Annotated in this window: 24 protein-coding genes; 15 read left to right on the forward strand and 9 right to left on the reverse strand. The window is 69.8% G+C overall.

The annotated features are described in order from the left end of the window. Window positions 1-70: 70 nt before the first annotated feature. The 4 genes from M1203_RS20695 to M1203_RS20710 all read left to right on the forward strand — a co-directional run bounded on the left by M1203_RS20695 (window position 71) and on the right by M1203_RS20710 (window position 4,136). Entirely contained in the window at window positions 71-976 is a 906-nt protein-coding gene (locus tag M1203_RS20695) for a glycosyltransferase family 2 protein (protein WP_249951235.1), read from the forward strand. A 74-nt stretch (window positions 977-1,050) separates the two neighbouring features. After that, window positions 1,051-2,061: a glycosyltransferase family 2 protein gene (locus M1203_RS20700; RefSeq protein ID WP_249951236.1), complete on the forward strand. Its 1,011-nt coding sequence runs from the start codon at window positions 1,051-1,053 to the stop codon at window positions 2,059-2,061. Between the two features lie 35 nt (window positions 2,062-2,096). Beyond that, complete coding sequence (locus M1203_RS20705; RefSeq protein ID WP_249951322.1) at window positions 2,097-2,891, forward strand: polysaccharide deacetylase family protein; 795 nt, start codon at window positions 2,097-2,099, stop codon at window positions 2,889-2,891. A gap of 135 nt (window positions 2,892-3,026) precedes the next feature. Continuing rightward, a complete protein-coding gene (locus M1203_RS20710; protein WP_249951237.1) occupies window positions 3,027-4,136 on the forward strand; it encodes a DUF5925 domain-containing protein in 1,110 nt (369 codons plus the stop codon). A 61-nt stretch (window positions 4,137-4,197) separates the two neighbouring features. Here the strand turns inward: M1203_RS20710 and M1203_RS20715 are convergent, their stop codons facing one another. From M1203_RS20715 to M1203_RS20735, 5 genes are all read right to left on the reverse strand, one after another. After that, on the reverse strand, window positions 4,198-4,572 hold the full coding sequence (locus tag M1203_RS20715; RefSeq protein WP_249951238.1) for a GntR family transcriptional regulator: 375 nt from the start codon (window positions 4,570-4,572) through the stop codon (window positions 4,198-4,200). Continuing rightward, the gene (locus M1203_RS20720) at window positions 4,523-5,737 is read right to left on the reverse strand and encodes a methyltransferase domain-containing protein (RefSeq protein WP_249951239.1); all 1,215 of its coding nucleotides are present in this window, start codon (window positions 5,735-5,737) and stop codon (window positions 4,523-4,525) included. Before M1203_RS20720 ends, M1203_RS20715 begins: the two co-directional genes overlap by 50 nt. A gap of 156 nt (window positions 5,738-5,893) precedes the next feature. Continuing rightward, window positions 5,894-7,426, reverse strand: coding sequence for a tripartite tricarboxylate transporter permease (locus M1203_RS20725; RefSeq protein WP_249951240.1), 1,533 nt, complete (start codon window positions 7,424-7,426; stop codon window positions 5,894-5,896). Between the two features lie 3 nt (window positions 7,427-7,429). Continuing rightward, the gene (locus M1203_RS20730) at window positions 7,430-8,005 is read right to left on the reverse strand and encodes a tripartite tricarboxylate transporter TctB family protein (protein ID WP_249951241.1); all 576 of its coding nucleotides are present in this window, start codon (window positions 8,003-8,005) and stop codon (window positions 7,430-7,432) included. Further along, complete coding sequence (locus M1203_RS20735) at window positions 8,005-8,988, reverse strand: tripartite tricarboxylate transporter substrate binding protein (protein WP_249951242.1); 984 nt, start codon at window positions 8,986-8,988, stop codon at window positions 8,005-8,007. The genes M1203_RS20730 and M1203_RS20735 overlap by 1 nt, the downstream gene beginning before the upstream one ends. Before the next feature lie 149 nt (window positions 8,989-9,137). Between M1203_RS20735 and M1203_RS20740 the strand changes: the two genes are divergently transcribed. Further along, on the forward strand, window positions 9,138-9,821 hold the full coding sequence (locus M1203_RS20740) for a response regulator (protein ID WP_283958856.1): 684 nt from the start codon (window positions 9,138-9,140) through the stop codon (window positions 9,819-9,821). Between the two features lie 167 nt (window positions 9,822-9,988). On the opposite strand, the gene M1203_RS20745 is transcribed toward M1203_RS20740, so the two are convergent. Beyond that, complete coding sequence (locus tag M1203_RS20745) at window positions 9,989-10,273, reverse strand: hypothetical protein (protein WP_308404884.1); 285 nt, start codon at window positions 10,271-10,273, stop codon at window positions 9,989-9,991. 501 nt (window positions 10,274-10,774) lie between these two features. On the opposite strand from M1203_RS20745, the gene M1203_RS20750 reads away from it, so the two are divergent. After that, the gene (locus M1203_RS20750; protein ID WP_249951244.1) at window positions 10,775-12,055 is read left to right on the forward strand and encodes an XRE family transcriptional regulator; all 1,281 of its coding nucleotides are present in this window, start codon (window positions 10,775-10,777) and stop codon (window positions 12,053-12,055) included. Window positions 12,056-12,059: 4 nt separating this feature from the next. Here the strand turns inward: M1203_RS20750 and cutA are convergent, their stop codons facing one another. The 3 genes from cutA to M1203_RS20765 all read right to left on the reverse strand — a co-directional run bounded on the left by cutA (window position 12,060) and on the right by M1203_RS20765 (window position 14,523). Then, window positions 12,060-12,392, reverse strand: coding sequence for a divalent-cation tolerance protein CutA (gene cutA, locus M1203_RS20755; protein ID WP_249951245.1), 333 nt, complete (start codon window positions 12,390-12,392; stop codon window positions 12,060-12,062). Between the two features lie 203 nt (window positions 12,393-12,595). Next, window positions 12,596-13,234 carry a LysE family translocator gene (locus tag M1203_RS20760; protein ID WP_249951246.1) on the reverse strand — a complete coding sequence of 213 codons (639 nt, stop codon included), beginning with the start codon at window positions 13,232-13,234 and terminating at the stop codon, window positions 12,596-12,598. A 68-nt stretch (window positions 13,235-13,302) separates the two neighbouring features. After that, window positions 13,303-14,523, reverse strand: a complete 1,221-nt coding sequence (locus M1203_RS20765) for a hypothetical protein (RefSeq protein WP_249951247.1) — start codon at window positions 14,521-14,523, stop codon at window positions 13,303-13,305. A gap of 290 nt (window positions 14,524-14,813) precedes the next feature. Between M1203_RS20765 and M1203_RS20770 the strand changes: the two genes are divergently transcribed. From M1203_RS20770 to M1203_RS20810, 9 genes are all read left to right on the forward strand, one after another. Further along, window positions 14,814-15,458, forward strand: a complete 645-nt coding sequence (locus M1203_RS20770; RefSeq protein WP_249951248.1) for a GntR family transcriptional regulator — start codon at window positions 14,814-14,816, stop codon at window positions 15,456-15,458. Next, window positions 15,455-16,369 carry a dihydrodipicolinate synthase family protein gene (locus M1203_RS20775; protein ID WP_249951249.1) on the forward strand — a complete coding sequence of 305 codons (915 nt, stop codon included), beginning with the start codon at window positions 15,455-15,457 and terminating at the stop codon, window positions 16,367-16,369. The genes M1203_RS20770 and M1203_RS20775 overlap by 4 nt, the downstream gene beginning before the upstream one ends. Beyond that, window positions 16,366-18,117 carry an L-arabinonate dehydratase gene (gene araD, locus M1203_RS20780; protein WP_249951250.1) on the forward strand — a complete coding sequence of 584 codons (1,752 nt, stop codon included), beginning with the start codon at window positions 16,366-16,368 and terminating at the stop codon, window positions 18,115-18,117. The genes M1203_RS20775 and araD overlap by 4 nt, the downstream gene beginning before the upstream one ends. Before the next feature lie 179 nt (window positions 18,118-18,296). Next, complete coding sequence (locus tag M1203_RS20785) at window positions 18,297-19,250, forward strand: carbohydrate ABC transporter permease (protein ID WP_249951251.1); 954 nt, start codon at window positions 18,297-18,299, stop codon at window positions 19,248-19,250. An 8-nt stretch (window positions 19,251-19,258) separates the two neighbouring features. After that, window positions 19,259-20,161, forward strand: a complete 903-nt coding sequence (locus M1203_RS20790) for a carbohydrate ABC transporter permease (protein ID WP_374403555.1) — start codon at window positions 19,259-19,261, stop codon at window positions 20,159-20,161. Next, a complete protein-coding gene (locus tag M1203_RS20795; protein WP_249951252.1) occupies window positions 20,158-21,336 on the forward strand; it encodes a Gfo/Idh/MocA family protein in 1,179 nt (392 codons plus the stop codon). The genes M1203_RS20790 and M1203_RS20795 overlap by 4 nt, the downstream gene beginning before the upstream one ends. Further along, entirely contained in the window at window positions 21,333-22,205 is an 873-nt protein-coding gene (locus M1203_RS20800; protein ID WP_374403520.1) for a PmoA family protein, read from the forward strand. The genes M1203_RS20795 and M1203_RS20800 overlap by 4 nt, the downstream gene beginning before the upstream one ends. Window positions 22,206-22,290: 85 nt before the next feature. Further along, a complete protein-coding gene (locus M1203_RS20805) occupies window positions 22,291-23,628 on the forward strand; it encodes a sugar ABC transporter substrate-binding protein (RefSeq protein ID WP_249951253.1) in 1,338 nt (445 codons plus the stop codon). Between the two features lie 27 nt (window positions 23,629-23,655). Next, window positions 23,656-25,038 carry a polysaccharide lyase family 1 protein gene (locus tag M1203_RS20810; protein WP_249951254.1) on the forward strand — a complete coding sequence of 461 codons (1,383 nt, stop codon included), beginning with the start codon at window positions 23,656-23,658 and terminating at the stop codon, window positions 25,036-25,038. Window positions 25,039-25,140 lie beyond the last annotated feature (102 nt).

A 25,140-nucleotide genomic window follows, 5' to 3' on the forward strand; every position in this document is an offset into this window, starting at 1 on the left:
CTTTCGAACCGGAAACACAGCCGGACCGCCCGGGGGCGGGCGGTCCACCGGACGAGAGGGAGAAAGACAAGTGAGCGCTGTTCCGCGCCCGGAATCCTCAGGCGAAGATCCATTGATCATTCCGTCCCGGATCATGGCGAGTCGGCCACGTCCGGTGAGCGAGCGGCCCTATCGGCCCGTCTCCTCTCATTTGGCGATCGCCCCGCCCGTGAGCGTCGTGATACCGGCGATGAACGAGGCGGAGAACCTTCCGTATGTCTTCAGATCCCTGCCCGACTGGATCCATGAAGTGGTGCTCGTGGACGGCAATTCCACCGATGACACCGTCCGGGTCGCCCGTGCGCTCCGGCCGGACGTGAAGGTCGTGGAACAGCGCGGCACGGGCAAGGGTGACGCCCTGATCAGCGGCTTCGCCGCCTGCACCGGCGACATCATCGTGATGGTCGACGCGGACGGCTCGGCCGACGGGCAGGAGATCGTCTCCTATGTGTCGGCCCTCGTCTCCGGCGCCGACTTCGCGAAGGGCTCACGGTTCGCCAACGGCGGTGGTACGGACGACATGACACCGATCCGCAAGCTCGGCAACAGGGTGCTCTGCGCCGTGGTCAACGCCAAGTTCGGCGCCCGGTACACCGATCTCTGCTACGGCTACAACGCCTTCTGGCGCCGCTGCCTGGACGAGATCACGCTCGACTGCACCGGGTTCGAGGTCGAGACCCTGATGAACATCCGGGTGGTGAAGGCCGGGCTGAGGGTGCAGGAGATTCCGAGCCACGAGTACGACCGGATCCATGGCGTCAGCAATCTGAGAGCCGTCCGCGACGGCTTCCGGGTGCTGCGGGTGATACTGCGCGAGAGAGGCATCCCCCGGTCGGTCCGAGCGGTCCGCCGCCGTCCGGCCGGGCTCCGGTTCACCATCCCGGCGGTCCCCGTCGTCCCCGTGGCACCCACGATGCCCGGGGGTGAGGTGTTGTGACCCGTGCTCACCACCGCCACCACCCCCGGCCTCCCCATCCCCCCCGCCCCCGCCATTGGCGGCCGTTCTCCGTGGTGATCTGCGTCTATACCGAGGACCGCTGGGACGACATCCTCGCGGCCGTCGACTCGGTACGGCACCAGTCGCTGCCGGCCCTGGAGACACTCCTCGTGGTCGACCACAACGCGGCTCTGCTCGCACGGCTCGGCCGGGAGTACCGGGAACACGCGGCGCGCGGGGAGGTGCGGGTGCTCGCCAACGCGGGCCCGCGTGGCCTCTCCGCGGGCCGCAACACCGGCATCGCCGCCGCCTGCGGCGAGCTGGTCGCGTTCCTCGACGACGACGCCGTCGCCGAGCGGGAGTGGCTGCGCTTCTTCGACGAGGCGTACGACGATCCGCGCGTGCTGGCGGTCGGCGGGCGGACGATACCGGTCTGGGCCTCGGGGAGCAGGCCGGGGTGGTTCCCCGAGGAGTTCGACTGGGTTGTCGGCTGTACGTACCGGGGACTGCCGCACGGCAGGGCGCGGGTGCGCAATGTGCTCGGCGGCAACGCCTCCTTCCGGCGCACCGCGTTCGATGCGGCCGGGGGGTTCGCGACGGGGATCGGACGCGACGGCGACAAGCGTCCGCTGGGCTGTGAGGAGACGGAGCTGTGCATCCGGCTCGCCTCGGCCGTGCCGGGCGCGGTGATCCTGATCGACGACAGGTCGGTCATTCATCACAAGGTGCCGGGGGTCCGCACGCGGCTCGGCTACTTCCGTACACGTACCTACGCCGAGGGGCTGTCGAAGGCGCTGGTCGCCAGAAGCGTGGGGGCGGAGAAGGGGCTCGCGTCCGAGCGCCGCTACACCACCCGCGTGCTTCCGGCGGGCGTGGTGCGCGGCGTGCGCGACGCGTTGCGAGGGCGGCCGGGCGGTCTCGGCCGGGCCTGCGCGATCGTCGCGGGGGTGACGATGACGACCGCCGGCTATCTGGTGGGCCTCTTCCGTAGCCGGGGCGGGGGCGTCGCCTTCTCCTCCGGTCCGGTGGAGAGTGCCGCCGTACCGCGCACCGCCCGCACCGGCCCCCGGGGGGCGGTCGCGTGAGCGGGGGCGAGACGGGCACCGCCGTACCGATCCTCATGTACCACGCCGTCGGGCACCGGCCCCCGGCCGCCACGTACGCGCTGTCCGTCTCGCCCGAGGCGTTCGGTGAGCAGATGGAGCTGCTGCACGAGCGCGGGTTCACGCCCATGACCACGGCAGGGCTCGCCGCTGCCTGGCGCACGGGCACCCCGCTGCCGCGGCGGCCCGTGCTCATCACATTCGACGACGGCTACGAGGGCGTGCACCGGCACGCACTCCCCGCTCTCGCCCCGTACGCCTTCCCCGCCACGCTGTTCGTCTCGACGGGGTGGCTGCGCGGGCCGTACGACGAGGGCGGCGCGCCGGACACCATGCTCGACTGGGACCAGGTGCGCGAACTGGCCGCCGCCGGTACGGAGATCGGCGGCCACAGCCACACCCATCCGCAACTGGACCAGCTCGATAACCGGCGGCTCGGCTTCGAGACCCGGCGCTGCCGGGAGATCATCGCGACGGAGCTGGGCACCCCGCCCGTCTCCTTCGCCTATCCGTACGGCTACTCCAGCCGGCGCGTACGGCGTACGGTCCGCGCGGCGGGGTTCACGCAGTCGCTCGCCGTGCGAAACGCGCTCGCCCGCCGGAGCCAGGGCCCTTACGCCCTCGCGCGGGTGACGGTGCGCCGCACCACGGGCATCGAGGAATTCGGACGCCTGGTGGAGGGCAGGTCGGTCGGCCGCGCGTTCGCCGGGGACCGGGTGCTGACCAAGGGGTACGCGATGGTGCGCCGCGCCCGGCGGGCGGGGCCGATCGCCCGGGAGGTGAGCCGCCGGATCGCGGCCGGCCCCGGATGACGGATACGGGTGACGGATACGGGTACGGGCGGCGCCGGGGCCCGTGGGCAGGTGCCCCGGAACCTTGGGCCACAAGCATCCGCCACAGGGCAAAACACCGTGCATCGGCCGCCCCTGTGCCGGATCATGGGCGACATGTCTGCCAAGCCTCAGGACGCCCTGCCGATCCGGCTCAACGTCGACGACAGCGATTCGCCCTCGGATGTGGTCGACGCGCTGTTCCTCGGCCGCTTCGCCACGGGCGAGCAGCCGTACTCCCACAGCTCCACGATCGACCGGGTGAGAACGGGTGTGACCCTGCTGCCGCCGGACGCGACCGTGCTGCGCGCCGCCCGCGACGACGACCGCAGCGCGACCCTCGCCGAGGGCGCCGGCTGGACGCTGCTGGTGTCCCGCTGGAACCGCGGCGCCGATGTCACGGTGACGGCGGTCAGCTCCGAACTGGCCGAGAAGATCCACCACCAGGTGACCGACGGCGCGCAGGACGAGCCGGAACCGCAGCCCGAGAACGTGACCATGGGCTTCTGGTACGTCTCGCCGCGCCGCGGCCCGCACCGCACCACCCGGCAGATCGCGGCGGGTACGTGGGACGAGGTGAGGCCCAATTACACCGCGCCGGTGGCCGACGCGATGGACCGGCTGATGAAGGTGACCCCGGACGACATCGCGGGCCGGCTGCTTCTGCTGCACGGCCCGCCGGGCACGGGCAAGACCTCCGCGCTGCGGACGCTGGCCCGGTCATGGCGCGACTGGTGCCAGGTGGACTGTGTGCTCGACCCGGAGCGGCTCTTCAACGACGTCGGTTATCTGATGGACATCGCGATCGGCGAGGACGACGGCTCGGCCAAGGGCCGCTGGCGGCTGCTGCTCCTTGAGGACTGCGACGAACTGATCCGCGGTGAGGCCAAGCACACGGCGGGCCAGGCGCTTTCGCGGCTGCTGAACCTCACCGACGGACTGCTCGGCCAGGGCAGGAACGTCCTGGTGGGCGTGACGACCAACGAGGATCTGGAGCGACTGCATCCGGCCGTGGTCCGGCCGGGCCGCTGTCTGGCCAGGATCGAGGTCGGCTCGCTGACCCGTCCGGAGGCGCTGTCCTGGCTGAGCGGGGAGGACGGCGACTGGGAGACGGCGGTCGGCCGCGAGGGGGCGACGCTGGCGGAGCTGTACGCGCTGCGCCGGGGCACCGGCCCGGCGTCGGTCCCCGCCCAGCACACGGGCGAGGACGCGGGCCTCTACCTCTGATACGTCCGACACCTCTGATACGTGCGACACCTCTGACGCCCCGATGCCGCGCCGCCCCCGGTCACTTGGCGTAGACGGCCCGTACGGCTTCCTCCACCGCGGCGAGCGCGGCGGCCCGGCCGAGCCCCAGGCGCTGGGCGCGCTCCGCGTAGGCCCGTGCCGCCGCCGCGGTCTCGCGCTCGGCGGCCTCCCCCGCGGCGGCGACGAACGTACCGTTTCTGCCACGGGTCTCGATCACCCCGTCGGTCTCCAGCGCGCGATATGCCTTGGCGACGGTGTTGGCGGCCAGTCCCAGTTCCTCGGCGAGGCCCCGTACGGTCGGGAGTCTGTATCCGACCGGCAGCGCCCCGGACCGCGCCTTGGCGGAGATCTGGGCACGCAGTTGTTCATACGGTGCGGTCGTGGCGGCCGGGTCGATCACGATCTTCAAGGTCACGGACAGATTCTCCCCCACGACCCACCACCACCGGGCGGTACACGGCAGGGGTGGCCGGAACGCGACGGAACGTGTGATCGAGGGTGGCGGGCAGGATGACCGACCGGTCGGGGCTGCCCGGGGTGTGGGCGATCGGGTCGCCGTCCTCATGCCAGTGGATGACGAACCGTTCGCCGGCGCGGTAGGCGTCGAGGCCCGCGCGGCAGTAGGCGACCAGATCGTCCGGGAGCGCGGACAGCGGATGCCAGGAGAGGCCGGAACATTTCTCCGGCTCCCGGTTGTACGGCTCGCCCCCCGCGCCGTACCCGGCCTCGAAGAACCAGCCGATCCGGGGCTGCCCGGCCGGTCCCCGGTGCTGCATGACCAGCGCGACGCGCAGATCGGCGGGGGTCAGCTCGACACCGATCTCCTCGTACGCCTCACGGATCATGGCCGTACGGACGTCCTCGCCCCGCTCGACATGTCCGGAGGGTCCGTTGAGCAGACCGTCCCCGTATCCCGTGCCGGAGCGGCGGGCGAGCAGGATCTCGTCGCCCCTGCGCAGGATCAGATGGACATCGACGACCTCGGTATGGCGCGGGGTCGGGGCCGTCCTGGCGATCAGCGCGTAGCGCTCGTCGTCCACGGGGCGGCCCCACAGGGCGGGATCCGCCGACAGCCGCTCATGGTGGACCCGTTCGGTGAGCGGCGCCAGGGCGGCGGTGAGCCGGGCGGCGGGCAGGCCCGTACCGGACCAGACCCCTTCGATCAGTACCAGCCGGCCGCCCGGTCGCAGCAGCGATGTCCAGTGCCGCAGGGTCGCTTCGGGATCGGGCAGCGCCCAGAGCACATGGCGGACCAGGACCACATCGAACGTCCGCTCCCCCACCGGTGGCCGCCCCGCGTCACCGACCAGCACCTCCGCGTCCGTACCCGCGAGCTTGGCCTTCGCCAGAGCCACCATGCGGGGCGAGAGATCGACGGCCGTCACCTGATGGCCCTGCTCGGCGGCGAGCAGGGCCAGACTGCCCGTACCGCACCCGAGGTCGAGCACCCGGGAGGGCGCCCCGGGCAGCCAGCCGCCCAGCCGGGCGGCCCAGGCGGCGCGGACGGCGGGGTCGAGCAGTCCGTGGTCGGGCTCCTGGTCGAAGGAGTCGGCGAGGGAATCCCAGTCGATCGTGGTCATGCCCCGATGGTGACAGCCACCACTGACAACGCCCCTGACCTCGTGCCGGATACGCGCCGCCGCCCCGCGACCACCGGGGTGGCGGTCGCGGGGCGGCGTTGGGGGAGGCAAGGGGCGCGGCCGTGGCTCAGCCTTCGTACGGCCCGGCCCCGTCCGTCACACGGTCACATCCGTGCGGTCGCCGCGGTCACTACGGTCACCGCGGTCACGGCGCAGCGCGATCAGCTTCTTCACCCCCGGCCAGGCGAGCAGCAGCACGATCACCGCGTACACCGTCACGGAGAAGGGTGTGTTGACCAGTCCGGTCACGCTGCCGTCGCTGATCTGGAGCGCGCGCCGCAGCTGCTGTTCGGCGGCCGGGCCCAGGATGACGCCGATCACGGCCGGCAGCACCGGCAGTCCGTACCGCCGCATGCCGAAGCCGATCAGACCGATGATCAGCAGGATGATCAGGTCCAGCGCCTCCCCGCCGACCGCGTACGCGCCGACGGCCGCGAAGAAGAGGATGCCGGCGTAGAGGTACGGGCGCGGGACGCGCAGCAGCTTGGCCCAGACCGGCGCGAGCGGCAGGTTGAGCGCGAGCAGCAGCACCATGCCGACGAAGAGCGACGCGATCAGGCCCCAGACCAGGTCGGGTTCGCGTTCGAAGAGCAGCGGTCCCGGCTGGATGCCGTACTGCTGGAAGGCGGCCAGCATCACGGCCGCGACGGCCGTCGTGGGCAGCCCGAGGGTCAGCATCGAGACCAGCGTGCCGGCCGCCGAGGCGGAGGCCGCGGACTCGGGTCCTGCCACGCCCTCGATGGCGCCCTTGCCGAACTCGTCCTTGTGCTTGGAGAGCCGCTTCTCCGTGACGTACGAGAGGAACGTGGGGATCTCCGCGCCGCCCGCCGGGATCGCGCCGAACGGGAAGCCGATGAGCGGTCCGCGCAGCCAGGGCCGCCAGGTGCGGCGTACGTCCTTCTTGCCGAGCCAGGGCCGGCCGACCGGAATCGCCTCGCCCGTGGTGCGCCGCAGATGCGCGGCGACCCACAGGGCCTCGCCGATCGCGAAGAGCCCGACCGCGACGATCACCACGTCGATGCCGTCGGCGAGCTGGAGCGTGCCGAAGGTCAGCCGCTGCTGACCGGTCATCTGGTCGAGACCGACCAGACCGAGCGTGAGTCCGATGAGCAGCGAGGCGAGGCCGCGGATCCGGGAGGAGCCGAGGACGGAGGTGACGGCGATGAACGCCAGCACCATGATCGCGAAGTAGTCGGGGGCACCGATGTCCACCGCGAGCGAGGCCACGGTGGGCGCGAGGACCACCAGCAGGATCGTGCCGATCATGCCGCCGGCGAAGTGCCCGCCGGCCGCCGCGGCGAGTGCCTGCGCTCCCCGTCCGGCCTTGGCCATCGGGTTGCCCTCGATGGCGGCCACGACGGCGGCGCTCTCACCCGGCGTGTTGAGCAGGATCGAGGTGGTCGAGCCGCCGAACATCGCGCCGTAGTAGATACCGGCGAACATGATGAAGGCGCCGGTCGGTTCGAGCCCGTAGGTCACCGGGAGCAGCAGCGCGACCGCCATGGCGGGGCCGATGCCCGGCAGGACCCCGATGGCCGTGCCGAGCAGCACGCCGATCGCGGCCCAGAGCAGATTCATCGGCGTGAGCGCCGTACCGAATCCGTCGATGAGCGAGTTCAGGGAGTCCATCGGTTACAGCACCCCCATCAGCGGGCCACCGGGGAGGGGGACACCGAGCAGGTTGTTGAAGACGAAGTAGGTGACCAGCGAGAGGCCCGCGGCGATCAGCGGATCACGGTCGTAGTGGCGGCTGCCGAGCGCGTACGCCGAGCCCCAGAAGAGCAGGGCGCCGGAGATCGGGAAGCCGAGCGGGCCGATGAGGACGGCGTTGCCGAGGAAGACACCGGCGAGCAGCAGTACGGTCCGCCAGTCGCTGGGCTCCGCCAGGTCGATGTCCTCGCCGCCCTCCGCCTCGCCGCGCCCGCCGCGCAGGACGTCGAGGGTGAGCAGTACGGCGACGACGAGCAGACCGATGCCGACGACGATCGGGACGGTCTTGGGGCCGACCGGGCCGCGCTGGGCGATGTCGACGTTCATGGTGAGCGCGTCGGTGAGAACGAGGACACCGAGGACGAGCAGGAGGAGCCCGACGCCGATCTCGGAGTGCTCGCGCAGCCAGGAGCGGGCGCCGGGGCCGGTGCCCGGTGCTTCGGGGGCTCCGGACGCTTCCGTCCTATTCGGTGTTTCCGGGGTGCCGGTGGGTGTCATCACAGTCCCAGCTCCTTGAGGACCGAGTCCACGCGGCGGTCTTCATCGGCGAGGAAGTCGCCGAACTTCTCGCCGGTCAGGAACGCGTCGTCCCAGCCGTTCTTCTTGAGGGAGTCCCGCCACTGGGACGAGTCGTGGAGCTTCTCGACGAAGGCGAGCAGCTTGGTCCGCTCGGCGTCGGAGATTCCCGGCGGGGCGACGATGCCGCGCCAGTTGGTGAAGTCGGTGTCGAGGCCGGACTCGCGCAGGGTGGGGGCGTCCAGGCCGGGGATCCGCTCGGGGCCGGTGACCGCGAGCAGCCGCAGCTCGCCCGACTCGATCTGGTCGCGGTACTCGCCGAGGCCGGAGACGCCGAAGGAGACCTTGTTGCCGAGGATCGAGGCGAGGAGTTCGCCGCCGCCGTCGAACGGTACGTAGTTGACCGTCTTGGGCGCGATCCCCGCGGCCTGCGCCATCAGCATGGGGGCGAGATGGTCGGGCCCGCCGGGAGCCGAGCCGCCGCCGACGGGGACCTTGGCCGGATCGGCCTTCCATGCCGTCAGCAGGTCGTCGATGGTCTTGAACGGGGAGTCCTTGCTGACGACGACGATGTCCGACTCCTCGGTGATCCGGGCGATCGGGGTCGTGTCGGCGAGGGTCTTGGGCGACTTGTTGGTGTGGACGGCGCCGACCACCCCGAGCCCCATGGACATCGCGAGCTTGCCATTGCCGTGTTCACCGACGAGCCGGGCGAGACCGACGGTGCCGCCTGCCCCGGGCAGGTTGAACACCTCGATGTTGTGGGTGAGTTCGGCGTCCTCGGCGTTCTTGGCCATGGTGCGGGCCGTGATGTCGTAACCGCCGCCGGGGGTATTGGGGACCATGAAGCGCAGGCCGGGGATCTGCGTACCGGTGTCGTCGCCGCTGCCCGCGGAGAGCAGCGGCGGCCCCACCAGCACCAGCAGCGCCGACCCCAGCAGGGCCAGGGGGGTGCGCAATCGCACGTGTGCCGCCTTTCGGAATGCTGTGCGTGAAGAGTTGAGAGAAGTGCTGTGAAGTGGGCCACATGTTGCCTTCGCGTTAACAAGCTGTCTCTCTTCCGGAATCAACGGACGTTGTGGTCGTTGTGGTCGCGGCCTAGCGTGTGCGCGTGATGAAAGTGCTGGTGGTGGACGACGACTTCATGGTCGCGAAGCTGCACAGCCGCTATGTGTCGGCGATGGACGGGTTCACGGTCGTCGGAGTGGCTCACAGCGGCGCCGAAGCCCTGCGCGCCGCCGAGCGGCTGTGGCCGGACCTTGTCCTGCTTGACATCTATCTGCCCGATATGGACGGGATCGCCGTACTGCGCGAGCTGCGGGCGGCGGAGGAACGGGACCGAAGACCCAACAGCGTTGACGCCCTGTTCATCACGGCGGCGCGGGACGCGGGGGTGATCAGGGCGGCGCTGCGGGCCGGCGCCCTGCACTATCTGATCAAACCGTTCAGTCAGGCGGCGCTCCAGGAGCAGTTGCGCCACGTCGCCTCCCTGCGCTCGCGGCTGGCCGGTATGGGCGAGGCGCGCCAGGAGGACGTGGACCATATCTTCGGCACCCGCCCACCCGGCAGCCGCGGTCTCCCGAAGGGCCTGGCGCCGCACACGGCCGACCTGGTCGAACGCATCCTGCGCGAACACGAGGACGGCCTCTCGGCCACGGAATGCGCCGAGGCGGGCGCCCTGTCGCGGGTGAGCGCGCGCCGCTACCTGGAGTACTTCGCGACAACGGGCCGGGCGGAGATCACCCTGCGCTACGGCGGCACGGGCCGCCCGGAACGCCGCTACCGCTGGCGGGGCTGAGCGCGTAACAGGCCTATGCGGTTACGGCCCGACTGGCCGACCCCTCCGGGCCGCACCCGCTGCCCACAATTCTGGGACCGAACGGCCCGAGCCCGGGTCACGCACTGAGCCGATGTTCAGAAGCGCTGCCGCCCGCCGGCCTTGCGCCCTTGCGCGCATGGCGTGGTTCATGCGGGATCTCCTTCGTGACACGACTGGCTTTCGTCCGGCTCGTCGGCGTCATGGTCGCCGGTCGCGGACAGCCGTCCGCCCCTGCTTTCAGCGACTCGCAACGCGTCACGCAACGCCTCGCACAATCGGTGCCCCAGAAACCGGAGTTCCCAGGCTTCCACTTTGCGATCGCTGAGCATCTCCGCAGCGTGACCGAGCACTGCTTCACCTGCGTTGAGCTGGACCGCTTCCATCTCGTCGGCCAACTGCGACAGGTAACTGTCGCCGCTGTCGTCGGTCACCAGATACGAGCGTTGCCCTGCCGGGCCAAGCCACGGAAGCAGCCGGGGATGCGTACTCACCGCGTCACCGCCGCACGGTGCGCGCCGTACATCGGATTCGTACGCCAGACGTACGGGTCAGGTGCAGGCGGAAGGCTCATCGTCGTCGGTACGTACAGACACTCCACGCCGCCCCCAGCGACCGCGCGATGATTGGACGCAGAGGGCGACAACAGTCGCCACAGCCAGTTCACAATCGGGGGGATATCGTTCGTCACGTTGACGCTCCTCAGGCAGCGTTGGCCATGCCCCCGGACGCTTGCATCGTCGCGGGGGTCTATCAGCGCCAACTGTGCTTCGGAGTCGAGCTGCCGACTTCCCATACGTGGGTATCCCCTTGATGGGTAGGCTGACGCGCAGGGGATTGGGACACACTGTCAGCAGCAGGCGCAATGGGGCACCACTATGACCGCTTACCAACCGCCGACAGCTCTACCAGGCGAACTTCTGGACCAAGAAAAGATGCGAGCAGCGATTGCGGATCACGACTTCGGTGTTGTCTTCGCGCTGGCGCGTGACGTGGCGAAGATCAGCTATTCGAAGATTGCCGCCGAGTGCGATATCAAGCCCGAACGAGTAGGCACACTGGCGCGAGGTCGAGGCAGCATCACTTCGTTCGACAAGATTGCGAAGATCGCGGATGCCTTGCGTATCCCAGGAAGCCTACTCGGTCTCGCTCCCCGCGAGTGGGAAGTGGCGATCCCACCCCCTCGTGCCCCGGCCGGGCCAACGGACGACGCGATCGTCAATCGAGAGGGGAAAGGCACAGTGCTGCGCAGAGAGTTCTTCAAAGCTTCGGCCAGGGCCGGATTGGTGGTGGGACTGCCGGAGCTGACTCAGGCCGACAGCGGCCGTCGTGTAGGCACCAAAGTACCCGAGCAGTTACGTCAGCGAACCGCACGTTTGCGTCGACTCGATGACATCCTAGGCGGTGGCGACACATTCCGTGTCTATCTCGGCGAGTACCAAGCCACCAAAGCGACGCTCCGAGACGGCAGTTACACCGAGGCGACGGGCCGTGCTCTCCTCTCGGTCTTGTCCGAACAGGCCCAGCAGGCCGGATGGGCCGCATTCGATGCGGGCAAGCATGCTGACGCCAGCAGTCTCTACGAGGAGAGCCACCGAGCCGCCGTGGAATCGGGAGACGCCTCGCTCGCCGGGAACGCTCTCGCCTTCCTCGCCTATCAGCGAGTTGACGCCGACCGCGACGCAGGTACAGAGACAGCCATACAAGCGTGTCGCGTCGCAGGCCCGGATGCCGCACCTGGCGTGCGCGCTCTGCTGAATGAACGCCTCGCGTGGACTTATGCCATCTCCGGGAATGCCAACGAGACGGAACGCGCGCTCAACGCTGCCGAAACCGCGCTCAGCGAAGGCAACGGAAACCCGCAACCCGACTGGGCAGCCTGGGTGGACCGCAATGAACTCCAGGTCATGACCGGCCGATGCTGGACCGAACTACGCCGACCACTTCGCGCGGTCCCCGTCCTGGAAGACGTGCTGACGCAATACGACAACACCCACGCACGCGACAAGAGCCTGTACCTCTCCTGGCTCGCCGACTCTTACTTGGCCGCCGGAGAAGTCGAACAGGCTGCCACTGTCACCGGCCGCGCTCTGGAACTGTCAGCCGGGGTGGCCTCTGTGCGCCCACGCGCGCGTCTGTCTCCGATCCTTCGACAGCTCCGCGATCACCACGAGGTCCCGGCTGTGGCCGACGTTCTGGAAAGAGCGAAGCTCTGAGAAGTCAATTCGCTGAGTCCGGCTCCGTGGTCTTCTCCACCCACCGCAGATAGGCATCCGATCCCGCCACGATCGGTACAGCCGAAACTTCCGGATTCTTCCACGGATGGTGCCGCAACACGTGCGCCTCAAGATCGGCATAGCGGTCGGCGCGAGTCTTGAACAAGAGCTGCCACTCTTCTGCGGCCCCGAACTCGCCCTGATGCCAGAAGGTGGAGATCACAGGCCCGATGATTTGGGCGCCGGCCGCGAGCCGCGCTGCCACCACCGAGCGTGCCAGCCTCTCGGCCTCGTCCCGATTCTCCGTCGCCGTCGACACCTGAAGCAGATCAGCCATGCACTGAGCCTAACGCGGCACGCCTACGCCGAGAGCTTCAACGCCGTATGGGCAACGGCACGTCCGTAGCGGCACGTTGGCCGTGGGGGAACCAAGTGCTACGACGCCGCCCGCGCGATATGGCAAGTGGGCCTACGCTTTGCACGGCGTCGTCGCCGTCGCGCGTCAGACGCCGACTCCGTCCATGATCTGCCGAGCAACGTCTAGTCTTTGCGGCCCGTCGCGGCGACGGTGACGCCGAGGCCGATCATCGTGAGCCCACCGACCCCGCCGACCAGGGAGAGCCGCTTCGGTGAGCGGGCGAACCAGCTCCGTGTGGTGGCCGCGACCAGACCCCAGGCGCTGTCGCACGCCACCGCGATCACATTGAAGACCAGCCCGAGCAGCAGCATTTGAAGCTGGATGTGCCCCTGGCCGCGGTCGACGAACTGAGGCAGCACAGCCGCGAAGAACACGATGGTCTTGGGGTTCGCCACACCGACCGCGAACCCCTCCCACAAGGTGCGCAGGCTGCCGTGGGTGGGACCTTCACCCGCGAACGCGGCCTGCATCGAGCCGCGCTGCCGCACCGTCCTGATACCGAGGTACACCAGGTAGGCGGCGCCCACGAGTTTCAGCACCGTGAAGACGAGGACCGAGCGCTCCACGACCGCCCCCACCCCGAGGGCCACGGCCACGACGAGTACATAGGCTCCGAGTGTGTTGCCCACGACCGTGGTCAGCGCCGCACGGCGCCCCTGGGCCAGCGCCCGCCCGATCACGAACAGCACGCTGGGGCCGCGAATCACGATCAGCAGGAACGACATGGCCGCGAAGGCCAGGAGTCGATCGGTGGACACCATGAGGCCATGTAAGCACGGCGGCGGTTCACACCTGGAGCCCTTTTCCGGCGGGCGAATCCCCCGGGCGGTCAGGGCGGCGGCGCCGGAAACCCCGTCCGGCGCCCAGGCGTGGGCGGGCTCCCTGGGCCGCGCGGGATGGCGTCCATCACCCGCGCCGCGACCGCCGGGTCCTGGCCGCGCAGGTCCAGGACGTGGCTCAGGTGGTCGACGCCGTGGGACGCCAGCAGCCTCATCACGGCCAGGAGCGGATCGGCCAGGCCGGTCAGGGTGATCGGCTGTCCCTGGGGACTGATCACCACCGCCGGGGAGGTTCCGGCCAGGAGGTTGGTGCGCTCCCAGTCGATGTCGAACGAGCGGCCCCTCGGGCCCATGCGTACGACGAGCTGTTTCGTACGGTGCAGCAGCGCGAGGTAGTTCATCGGCACCGTCATCGACCGCCGTACGTCGTACGGGGCGCGGCCGTCGTCGGGTCGGACGCGGAGCAGGGTCTTCAGCAGCGGGCCGTGGTAGTGGAAGGTGGGCGTGGAGCGGATCTCCAGGAGCTGGGCTCGGGCGAGTTGTCCGCCGGCGCGGGCCCAGCGGCCTTCCACGCCGCCGAACGCGCCCGCCTCACCGGGGAGTCGGTCGACTATCCAGCTCGCGCCGCCGTCGGGCCCGGTCGGGGGTACGCGGTCTTCCGGGGCCTCGATGGCCCGTGCGGCCAGCGCCTCGATCTTCGCCACCACCGCCGGGTCCGCCACGGACCGGAGATCGACGGTGTCCACGGTCATGGCGATTCCGCCGGCGGCGCGCGCGATCCTCATCAGTTCCAGCAGGAGATCGGGGTGTCCGGTCAGATCGACGCGCCGGCCGTCGAGACCTCTCACCTCGCAGGAGCGGGTACCCGACAGCAGGGCGCTGCGGGACCAGTCAACGCTCAGTACATTGGCGGCAGTCGGGTCGACGAAGACAACGACCCGGCCCGCGGTGACGGCCGACAGGCACAGTGCCGGTACGTGCCACTCGCGGGTCTCCTCGAACGGCTCGGCCCCTTCCGCGCGGACCCGCAGTCTCAGCCGGACCAGGGGCTGGACCGCCGTGGGGTGGGCTCGGCCGCCGGACGTCAGCGCGTCCCAGTCGGGGGCGTACGACACGAGCGTCGCGTCGAGGATGTCGGCGCGGGCCAACTGGCCCTGTCGGGGCGGCCCTTGGTAGGCCGGGGTCCACATGACGAACGAGTCGTCGGCGAAGTGGTCCGCGTCCTTCCCGCGATCCAGGCCGCCCGTTCGCCGGAAACCTCGTATGGCCATGGGCCCCTCCCCCGTCCAGGACCTCAACCCTAGGGCGCTTCGGATTCCTTACCCAGGCCCGGCGCGTGTGGCGCGATGGAGGAGACGACCGCGATTGAACCGTAATCGGTAAGCGCTTGCCGTCCGAAGCTACGAGTCATCGCGGGGAACGTCAACGGTTCTCGCGGCTCCACTGGAAGCGCTTCACCGACTTCTGCGCGAAGCATTGACGGGACATCGGGGCCGGCCCTAGCTTCATCGCGTCGTACTTCGTACGTCATATATGAGACACGAGATGTGAAAGAGCGCCCATGGCCTTCGCCCCGAGTCCCATCCCCTCCCGCACCCAGTACGTTCTGGAAGCGATCAAACACGGCATCCTCACCGGCGGCCTCAGCCCCGGTCAGCCCCTGGTCGAGACCGAACTGGCCGCGCAATTCGGGGTGTCGAAGACTCCGGTACGTGAGGCGCTGAAGACCCTGGCGGGCACCGGCCTCGTCGTGATGAGCCAGTTCAAGGGCGTCACCGTCCGTACGGTCGACGCGGCCATGGCGCACGAGGTCTATGACGTACGCCTGTTGCTCGAACCCGAGGCCCTCCGCCGCTCGCTGACCCGCCGCGCCTCGCTGGAACCCGCCCGGGAAGCCCTGGTCAAGGCCGACGAGGCGGCGGACCGGGCCGAACGGTCGCTCGCCAACCGGGAGTTCCACCGGGCGCTGTATCTCCCCTGCGGCAATCCGCTGCTCGCCCGGATGCTCGACGAGGTACGGGACCAGGCGGCCCTCGTCTCGACCGTCGCCTGGGCCGCCGTCCCGTCCTGGGAGCAGGAGGCCGGAGAGCACCGGGAGATTCTGCGGCTCGCGCTCGCCGGCGACACCGAGGGCGCGGCCCAGGCCCTGCACGACCACATCGCCTCGTTCGTACACCGGGCGTTCCCCGAGGGAGACCACGCATGACGACCACCCCTGATCTCGACTCGTCGCGGGACGCGCTCGCCGATGTCGTGGCGATCCCCGTCACCCCGTTCGGCGCCGACGGCACACTCGACACCGCCGCCCATCGCGCTCTGCTGCGCCGGCTGCTCGACGGCGGCGTACGCACCCTCACCCCGAACGGCAACACCGGTGAGTACTACGCCCTCAGCCCCGACGAGCGCCGCGTGGTCACCGAGCTGACCATCGAGGAGTCGGCGGGCCGGGCCTCGGTGCTGGCCGGTATCGGTCTCGATCTGCCGACGGCCGTGGCCGCGGCGGCACACGCCCGTGAGGCCGGGGCGGGAATGGTGATGGTCCATCAGCCCGTGCACCCCTATGTGTCGCAGGCCGGCTGGATCGACTACCACCGCACCATCGCGGACGCGGTGCCCGAGCTGGGCGTCGTCCCGTACATCCGCAATCCGCGGCTGAGCGGCGCGAGCCTCGCGACGCTCGGGGAGCTGTGCCCCAATGTCATCGGGGCGAAGTACGCCGTGCCGGACGCGGCCGGCTTCGCGGCCTTCGCGCGTGACGCGGGTCTGGAGCGCTTCGTCTGGGTGGCGGGGCTCGCCGAGCTGTACGCCCCCTCGTACTTCGCGGGCGGAGCCACCGGCTTCACCTCGGGCCTCGTCAATGTCGCCCCGGCCGTCTCGCTGGGGATGCTGGAGGCCCTGCGGGCGGGCGACTACGCGGCCGCCATGAAGGTGTGGGAGCAGATCAGGCCGTTCGAGGAGCTACGGGCCGCGCGGCAGTCCGCCGACAATGTGACGGTGGTCAAGGAGGCGCTGGCCGCCCTCGGTCTGTGCCGGCGCGACATCCGCCCGCCGAGCCGCGCCCTGCCCGAGGAGCTGCGTGCCGAAGTCGCCGCGATGGTGGCGGGGTGGGCGATATGACCGTACCGCCCGAAGGGGCGACCGTACGCCCCGAGGACCTGCGCAGTCACCGCTGGTACGGCGGCGATGCCGCGACCGGCCTCCGCTCCTTCAGCCACCGCGCCCGCACCCGTCAGCTCGGCTATCTCCCCGAAGAGCATCTGGGCAAGCCCGTCATCGCGATCCTCAACACCTGGTCCGACATCAACCCCTGCCATGTCCATCTGCGCGAGCGCGCGCAGGCGGTGAAACGCGGGGTGTGGCAAGCCGGCGGATTCCCGCTGGAGTTCCCGGTGTCCACACTCTCCGAGACATTCCAGAAGCCGACACCGATGCTCTACCGCAATCTGCTGGCGATGGAGACGGAGGAGCTGCTTCGTTCCTATCCGGTCGACGGCGCGGTGCTGATGGGCGGCTGCGACAAGACGACACCGGCGCTGCTGATGGGCGCGGCGAGCGTCGATCTGCCGGCCGTCTTCGTACCCGCGGGACCCATGCTGCCGGGGCACTGGCGCGACGAGGTGCTGGGCTCGGGCACGGACATGTGGAAGTACTGGGACGACAAGCGGGCCGGGCTGATCGGTGACGCCGAGCTGGCCGAGCTGGAGAACGGTCTGGCCAGGTCGCCCGGCCACTGCATGACCATGGGCACCGCCTCCACGCTCACCGCCGCCGCCGAGGCGCTGGGCGTCACCATGCCCGGGGCCTCCTCGATCCCGGCCGTGGACTCAGGACACGACCGGATGGCCGCCGCCTCGGGCCGACGCGTGGTGGAGCTGGTGCGCCACGATCTGCGGCTCTCGAAGATCCTGACCCGGGAGGCGTACGAGGACGCCGTGGCCACCGTCCTCGCGCTGGGCGGCTCGACCAACGCGGTGATCCATCTGATCGCGATGGCGGGACGCTCGGGGATCCGGCTCACCCTCGACGACTTCGACAGGACCGCGCGTACGGTGCCGGTGCTGGCGAACCTCCGTCCCGGCGGCCGGTATCTCATGGAGGACTTCCATTTCGCCGGTGGACTGCCCGCGTTCCTCGGGCAGTTGACGGACGTACTGCACCTGGACCGGCCGACCGTCGCGCACCCCACCCTGCGCGAGCAGCTCGACGGTGTGCGCGTCCACAACCCGGACGTGATCCGGCCGCGCGGGAACCCGCTCGCGGCGGAGGGCGGGGTGGCGGTGCTGCGCGGCAATCTCTGCCCCGACGGCGCGGTCATCAAGCACATCGCCGCCGAACCGCGGCTGCTCCGGCACACCGGTCCCGCCGTGGTCTTCGACGACTACCGGACGATGCAGCGGACCATCAACGACCCGCAGCTCGGCATCACCCCGGATCATGTGCTGGTGCTGCGCAACGCGGGCCCCAAGGGCGGGCCCGGCATGCCGGAGTACGGGATGCTGCCGATCCCGGACCATCTGCTCAAGCAGGGGGTGCGGGACATGGTCCGGATCTCCGACGCCCGGATGAGCGGCACGAGTTACGGCGCGTGCGTCCTGCACATCGCGCCCGAGTCCTATGTCGGCGGGCCGCTCGCGCTCGTAAGGACCGGCGACACCATCACCCTCGACGTGGCGGCCCGTAGCCTCCATCTCCATCTGCCGGACGAGGAGTTGGCGCGGCGGCGAAGCGCGTGGACACCGCCGCCCGCGCGACACCGGCGTGGTTACGGCGCCCTCTACGACGAGCAGATCACCCAGGCCGACACCGGCTGCGACTTCACCTTCCTGGCGCGGCCGGGCGAGGTGCCCGACCCGTACGTGGGCTGAGCCGGCGGTCGCACGGCCGCCCGTACCGGTCCCTCACCGCTCGTACCGGTCCCTCACCGCTTGTCCGACCCCGCTTGTCCGACCCCGCTCGTCCGATCCACTCGTCCGCCCCGATCCATCGGTTCGGTATATCGAACACTGTCTGCGAAGCGCTTCACCAAAGGAACGGAGAAGCAGTCATGGCCTCAGCTGTGGCGCAGGACTCACCAGGGGCTCCACCGCCCCGGACGCCCGGAAAGCCGGGGCGCCGTACGGGAGCCACACCACGCCGGCTCCCGTATCTGCTGATCGCCCCCGCCGGACTGCTGATGCTCGGCTTCATCGCCTATCCCATGCTCAGCGTCTTCTACTACAGCCTCCAGAACCACAACGTCACCAAGCCCTGGCGGAACGGCTTCGCCGGCCTCGACAACTTCCGGCGGATCTTCACCGACGACCCGCTGTTCTGGGACAGCCTCGTCTTCAGCGGCAAATGGGTCGTCACGGAAGTCACGCTCCAACTGGCCCTGGGGCTGGTGCTCGCGCTGCTCGTCAACCAGACCTTCGTGGGCCGCGCGGTGGCCCGCGCCCTGGTCTTCTCGCCCTGGGCCGTCTCCGGCGTGCTGACGACCACCATCTGGCTGCTGCTCTACAACCCGTCCACGGGCGTCGGCCGCTATCTCGCGGACGCGGGCATCGGTGAGTACGGCTCGTCCGTGCTCTCCGACACCGGCACCGTCTTCTGGGCCGCCGTACTGGCCGAACTCTGGCGCGGTGTGCCGTTCTTCGCGATCCTCATCCTCGCCGACCTCCAGTCCATCCCCGGCGATCTGTACGAGGCGGCCTCGGTCGACGGGGCGAACAGGTTCCGGCAGTTCTTCCACATCACACTCCCCCATCTCAGGGACGCGATCATCCTCTCCACACTGCTGCGGGCCGTGTGGGAGTTCAACAACGTCGATCTGCTGCTGACCCTCACCGAGGGCGGTCCGGCCGGTGTCACCACCACACTGCCGCTGTATGTGGCCGTCACCGGTTTCGAGGCACACGACTTCGGCTACGCCACCGCGCTGACGACCGTCGCCTTCGCGATCCTCCTCTTCTGCTCGATCCTCTATCTCCGCCTGAGCAAGTTCGGAGGCGACCACAAGTGACCGCTGTCATCACCGAGAAGGGCCTGCCCGCCGCGCCCGCGGACGGCGGCCGGAAGTCCCCGCCCCCGCGGCGAAGGCGGCGCGGGCGGCGCGAGCGGGCCTTCGACGAGGTCCCCCGGTGGCAGATCTATCTGCCGCTCGGCCTCTATCTGCTCTTCACCCTCGTCCCCTTCTACTGGATGCTGCTCTTCTCCCTGCGGCCCGCCGGCTCCACCTCGCTGGTGCCCTGGCCGGCCACCTTCGACCACTTCGAGAAGGTCTGGAACGAACGCAGCTTCTCGGTCTTCTTCCAGAACAGCGCGCTGATCGGGGTCTTCACCCTGATCTGTACGACGGGGGTCGCGCTGGCCGGCGGCTATGCCCTGGCGCGCTTCGACTTCCGTATCAAGCAGGGCTTCATGCTGGCGCTGCTGTGCTCCCAGTTCATCCCGGGCGCGCTGATGCTGGTCCCGCTGTTCCAGATCTTCAAGAACCTCTCCCTGATCAACTCCCCGCTGAGCGTGGTCATCGCGGAGACGGTCTTCCAGCTGCCGCTGTCGATCATTCTGATCAGCGGCTTCATCAAGAACGTGCCGTACTCCCTGGAGGAGGCGGCCTGGGTGGACGGCTGCTCACGGCTCCAGGCGTTCCGTATCGTCGTCCTGCCCATGCTGCGGCCCGGTCTGATCGCCGTCGGGTCCTTCGCCTTCGTCCACAGCTGGAACCACTTCCTCTTCGCCCTGATGTTCCTGATGGAACAGGACAAGCAGACGATCCCGGTCGGCCTCTCCACCCTCATCGGCGCGGACAGTGTGGACTTCGGGGCGCTCGCCGCGGGCGGTGTGATCTCCGCGGTGCCGGTGGTCATCGTCTTCGCGTTCATCCAGAAGTGGCTGATCACCGGATTCAGCGCGGGGGCGGTGAAGGGATGAGCCTCCCCGTCGTACTGGCAGGGGCGCGCGGTCACGGCCGTACGCATCTGCGCAACATCCGCCGTCTCGAACAGGCCGGGGCGGTACGGCTCGTGGGCGTCTGCGAGCTCGCGCCGCTGAGCCCGCGAGAGCTGGCCGAGGCCGGTTACGGCGCCCCCGGGCCCGCGCAGTCCGCCGACTTCGGCGAGTTGCTCGAGCGCACGGGCGCGCGGATCGCGGTCATCTGCACCCCCATCCACACCCATACGGAGCTGGCCCTCACCGCCGCGGCCCATGGTGTGCACACCCTGCTGGAGAAGCCGACCACACCGTCGTACGCGGAGTACGAACGGCTGCTGGCCGGTCTCGACGAGCGGGGCACGGCCTGCCAGGTCGGGTTCCAGTCGCTCGGCTCCCACGCGGTGGGAGCGATACGGGAGTTGATCGCGGACGGCGCGATCGGACGGCCGCGCGGGATCGGCGCCGCCGGGGCGTGGGTGCGCGACGAGGCGTACTTCCGGCGAGTCCCCTGGGCGGGACACCGCACCCTGAACGGACGGGACGTCGTGGACGGGGTGCTCACCAACCCGCTCGCGCACGCGGTGGCGACCGCCCTGCGCGTCGACGGCAGCGATCTGGCCGACGACATCTCCGAGCCGGAGCTTGAGCAGTACCGCGCACATGACATCGAGGCCGACGACACCAGCTGTCTGCGGCTGAGGACGGCGAGGGGGACCCGGATCACAGTCGCGGTCACCCTGTGCGCGGAGCGGAACGCGGAGCCGTACGTCCAGGTCCACGGCACGGAGGGCCGGATCACCTTCTGGTACAAGCAGGACCGGGTGCTGGTGGAGCGTGCGGGCGTGGGCCCCGTCGAGACCGTCCACGCGCGTACCGACCTGCTGGAGAACCTGGTCGCGCATCTGCGCGACGGCAGCGGACTTCTCGTACCGCCCCGCCGTACGGGTGCCTTCATGCGGATCGTCGAGGCGATCAGGACCGGGCCGTTTCCCGAGCCGCTGCCCGCGGACGCCTGGTACAGCGCGCCCGGCGAGAACGCGCCGCGCCGGATCGTCAAAGGCGTCGACGCGCTGATCGAGGAGAGCGCGCATTCCCTGGCCACCTTCTCCGAGCTGGGCGCGAGCTGGGCCGTGCCCCCGGCGCGGGGACAAGCGAAGCGGGAGCTTCCGCGGTGAGCGGGGCACGGCTCTCCCGGGCCCACGAGGTGACGGTACTGCGCTGTGACGTCGGGCCCGTGGCCGACTACGTGCACCGGCCGCGGCTGGCCGGGACGCTGTCGCCGCGCCCGTATCTGCATCCGGTACGGACCCTCGGCGGTGTCACGGTCACGGAGCTGGGGCCCGCCGACCACCCGCACCACCTGGGCGTCTCCATGGCGGTGCCGGACGTCGCGGGTGCCAACTTCTGGGGCGGGCGGACATACGTACGCGACCAGGGCCCCGTATGGCTCGCCAACCATGGCGCGCAGCGGCACACGGACTGGCTGCTGCGCGACCCCGACGGTTGTGTCCAGGAGCTGTGCTGGACACACGGCGACCGTCGACTGCTCAAGGAACGCCGCACGATCAGCGCTCTCGCCCTCTCCGGCGACGCGTGGGTCCTCGACTTCACCTCGTCGCTGACCAATGTGTCGGACGGGGAGCTGTCGCTCGGCAGCCCGGCCACCAACGGCCGTGCGGGGGCGGGGTACGGGGGGTTCTTCTGGCGTGCGCCCAAGGGGGACGCGGCGGGCCCGGCGCCCGATGTCTTCACCCAGGACGCGTCCGGCGAACGCGCGGTGCACGGGAGCACCGCGCCCTGGCTGGCGCTGGCGGGCCGGGACTGGACGCTGATCTTCGCCGGGGCGAACCGGGAGACCCGTGAGGACCCCTGGTTCGTCCGTACCACCGAGTATCCGGGGGTCGGCTCCGCGCTGGCCTGGCGGCGGCGGCTGCCGCTGCCCGCGGGCGGCAGCGTCTCCCGACGTGTGGTGACGGTCGTCGCGGACGGCCGGCTCGACCGGCGGGCCGCCGCCGCGCTCGCGCGCAAGGCGGTGGCGGTATGAGGGGGCCGCGCCACGGACGGTCGGGCGCCGCACCAGTGAACTCAGCAGAGAACCGATCAAGAGAATCAAGAGAGAAGAGCCGGCCATGAGGTTTTCCAGGACGTACAGAGGGCGGGCGGGCGCGGTCGTCTCCCTGACGGCGGTACTCGCCCTGACGGCGACCGCGTGCGGTGACGACGGAAGCGGCGGAAGCGGCGGCGAGGGCTCCGGCAAGGGGGAGATCACCCTGTGGGACAACAACACCGGTGAGCGCCGGGAGATCTGGGCCCAGATCATCAAGGACTTCGAGAAGCAGAACCCGGACATCAAGGTCAAGTACGTCGGTCTCCCCATCGACCAGGTCCAGGCGAAGTACGACACGGCGATCGAAGGCGGCGGGCTGCCGGACGTCGGCGGCGTCGGGACCGCCTATCTCTCCAACCTGGTGATACGGGACGTCCTGGAGCCGCTCGACGACCGTATCGACGCGGGTCCGCTCAAGGGCAGGCTCGTGCCGGCGCTGGTGGACAGCGTCAAGGCGGCGGGCGGCCGGGGGGACAGCATGTACTCGGTGCCGACCTCCACCAACAACGGCACGCTCTGGTACCGCACGGACCTGTTCGCGCGGGCCGGGCTCGAACCGCCCACCACCTGGTCGACGTTCTACGCGGCGGCGGACAAGCTCACCAAGGCGGGGACGGACCAGTTCGGTTACACCATCCGGGGCGGCGCGGGTTCCATCGCCCCGGCGATGGACGCGATGTACGGACAGTCCGGGATCACGTCGTTCTGGAACGGTGACAGGACGACCCTCAACGATCCGAGGAATGTGGCGGCGCTGGAGAAGTATGTCGCCCTGTACAAGAAGGTGACACCGTCCGCCGACGTCAACAATGACTTCATCAAGATGGTCGCCCAGTGGGACAACGGCACGATCGGCATGCTGACCCACAACCTCGCCTCGTACCAGGACCATGTGAAGGCGTTGGGGAACGAGAAGTTCAAGGGCCTCCCCTACCCGGCCCAGGAGGACGGCACGCGCGTCCAGGTCTCCAACCCGGTGGACGGACTCGGCCTGTTCAAGAACAGCGAGAACAAGGCCGCCGCCTGGAAGCTCATCGAATTCGCCGCCTCCCACACGTCGAACAGCGCGTGGAACGAGTCGGCGGGGTCCATTCCGGCGAACACCGATGCCGCCGGCGACGCCTGGATCCAGAAGGCGGAGCCGACCGCGGCCGCGATGAAGGCGCTCAGCGACGGCTCGACCACGATCGTCAACCTGCCGTACTACCTGCCCGACTGGAACACCATCAGCAAGAGCGGCAACGAGCCGAACTTCCAGAAGGTGCTGCTCGGGGACATGACCGCGAAGGAGTTCGCGGACAAGGTCGCCAAGGAGCTCAACGAGGCCCAGGCGGAGTGGAACGAACAGTCCAAGAACTGACCTGACCGAGGAGGAGTTGGAGGAGTCATGCGCAGAGGCAGACAGCGGGCGATCGTCGTGGCGACGGGGCTGGCGTGCGCGATGGCGCTGCCCCCGGCGGCCCTGGCGGCGCCGGCACCACCGGCACAGGCGGGACCACCGGCGCAAGCGGCACCACCGGCGCAACCGGCACCACCGGCACCGGCGCTCGCACGGCCGTCCTTCGAACGGGCCGTCCTCGCCCCGGACGACGGCTGGGCCGCCGCCGACGGCGGTACCACCGGCGGCCGGAGCGCCGACGCCGCGCACACCTACACCGTCACCACCTGGGCCGAGTTCAGGACGGCGCTGGCCGACGCGGCGGGCAGCCCGTCGGTCATCCGGGTCAAAGGGACCCTGGACGCGCTCAGCGACGCCCAAGGAACCCCGCTCACCTGCGACGACTACGCGGCGGACGGCTACTCCCTCGCCACGTACCTCGCCGCGTACGATCCGGCGGTCTGGGGCCGCGAGAACCCGGTCAGCGGCGAACAGGAGGACCTGCGCGCCGCCTCCGCCAAGAATCAGGACGCGCAGATCAAGGCGTACGTCCCGGCCGACACGACCATCGTCGGCGTGGGGCGGGACGCCCGTATCCTCGGCGGCAGCCTCCAGGTGAAGGATGTCGACAACGTCATCATCCGCAACCTCACCTTCGAGGACACCTTCGACTGCTTCCCGCAGTGGGATCCGACGGACACCGAGCTGGGCAACTGGAACTCCGAGTACGACAATGTGGTGCTCCACAACGCCACGCATGTGTGGGTGGATCACAACACCTTCACCGACGGCCGCCGCCCGGACAGCGAACAGCCCTACTACTACGGCCGGTTGTACCAGCAGCACGACGGGGAGCTGGATATCGTCCGGGGCTCCGATCTGGTCACCGTCTCCTGGAACGTCCTCGCCGACCATGACAAGACCATGCTGATCGGCAACAGCGACAGCGCGGCCGACACCGACCGCGGCAAGCTGCGGGTCACCCTGCACCACAACCAGTTCAGGAACCTCGTCGAGCGGGCGCCCCGGGTCCGCTTCGGCCGGGTCGACGCCTACAACAACCACTATGTCGTCCAGCGGTCCGGCTACGGATACTCCTTCGGTATCGGTCTCGAATCCCAACTGGTCGCGGAGAACAACGCGTTCACGATGCCGTCCGGTGTGAGCGCCGGGCGGATCCTGAAGAAGTGGAAGGACTCACCGGTCACCACCGCGAACAACTACGTCAACGGGAGGTACGTCGATCTGCTCGCCGTCCACAACGCGGAGGTCCCCGAGGAGACACTGCGCCCGGACGCGGGCTGGACACCGACGCTCCGCACCCGGGTCGACGACCCGCGCGCGGTCCCGCGCCTGGTGGACGGCGCGGCGGGCGCCGGAAAGCTCCGCTGACCGTGGACGTCGGACAGGGTCTCAGGCTCTAGGTCGTGTCTTCAAAGTCCCGCCTGCCCGGCGACGCCCGGCACGCACGCTCGCTGCGTTGTCGGGTCACCC

It is taken from the genome of Streptomyces sp. 35G-GA-8 (genome assembly GCF_023534745.1).
Taxonomy (GTDB): Bacteria; Actinomycetota; Actinomycetes; order Streptomycetales; family Streptomycetaceae; genus Streptomyces.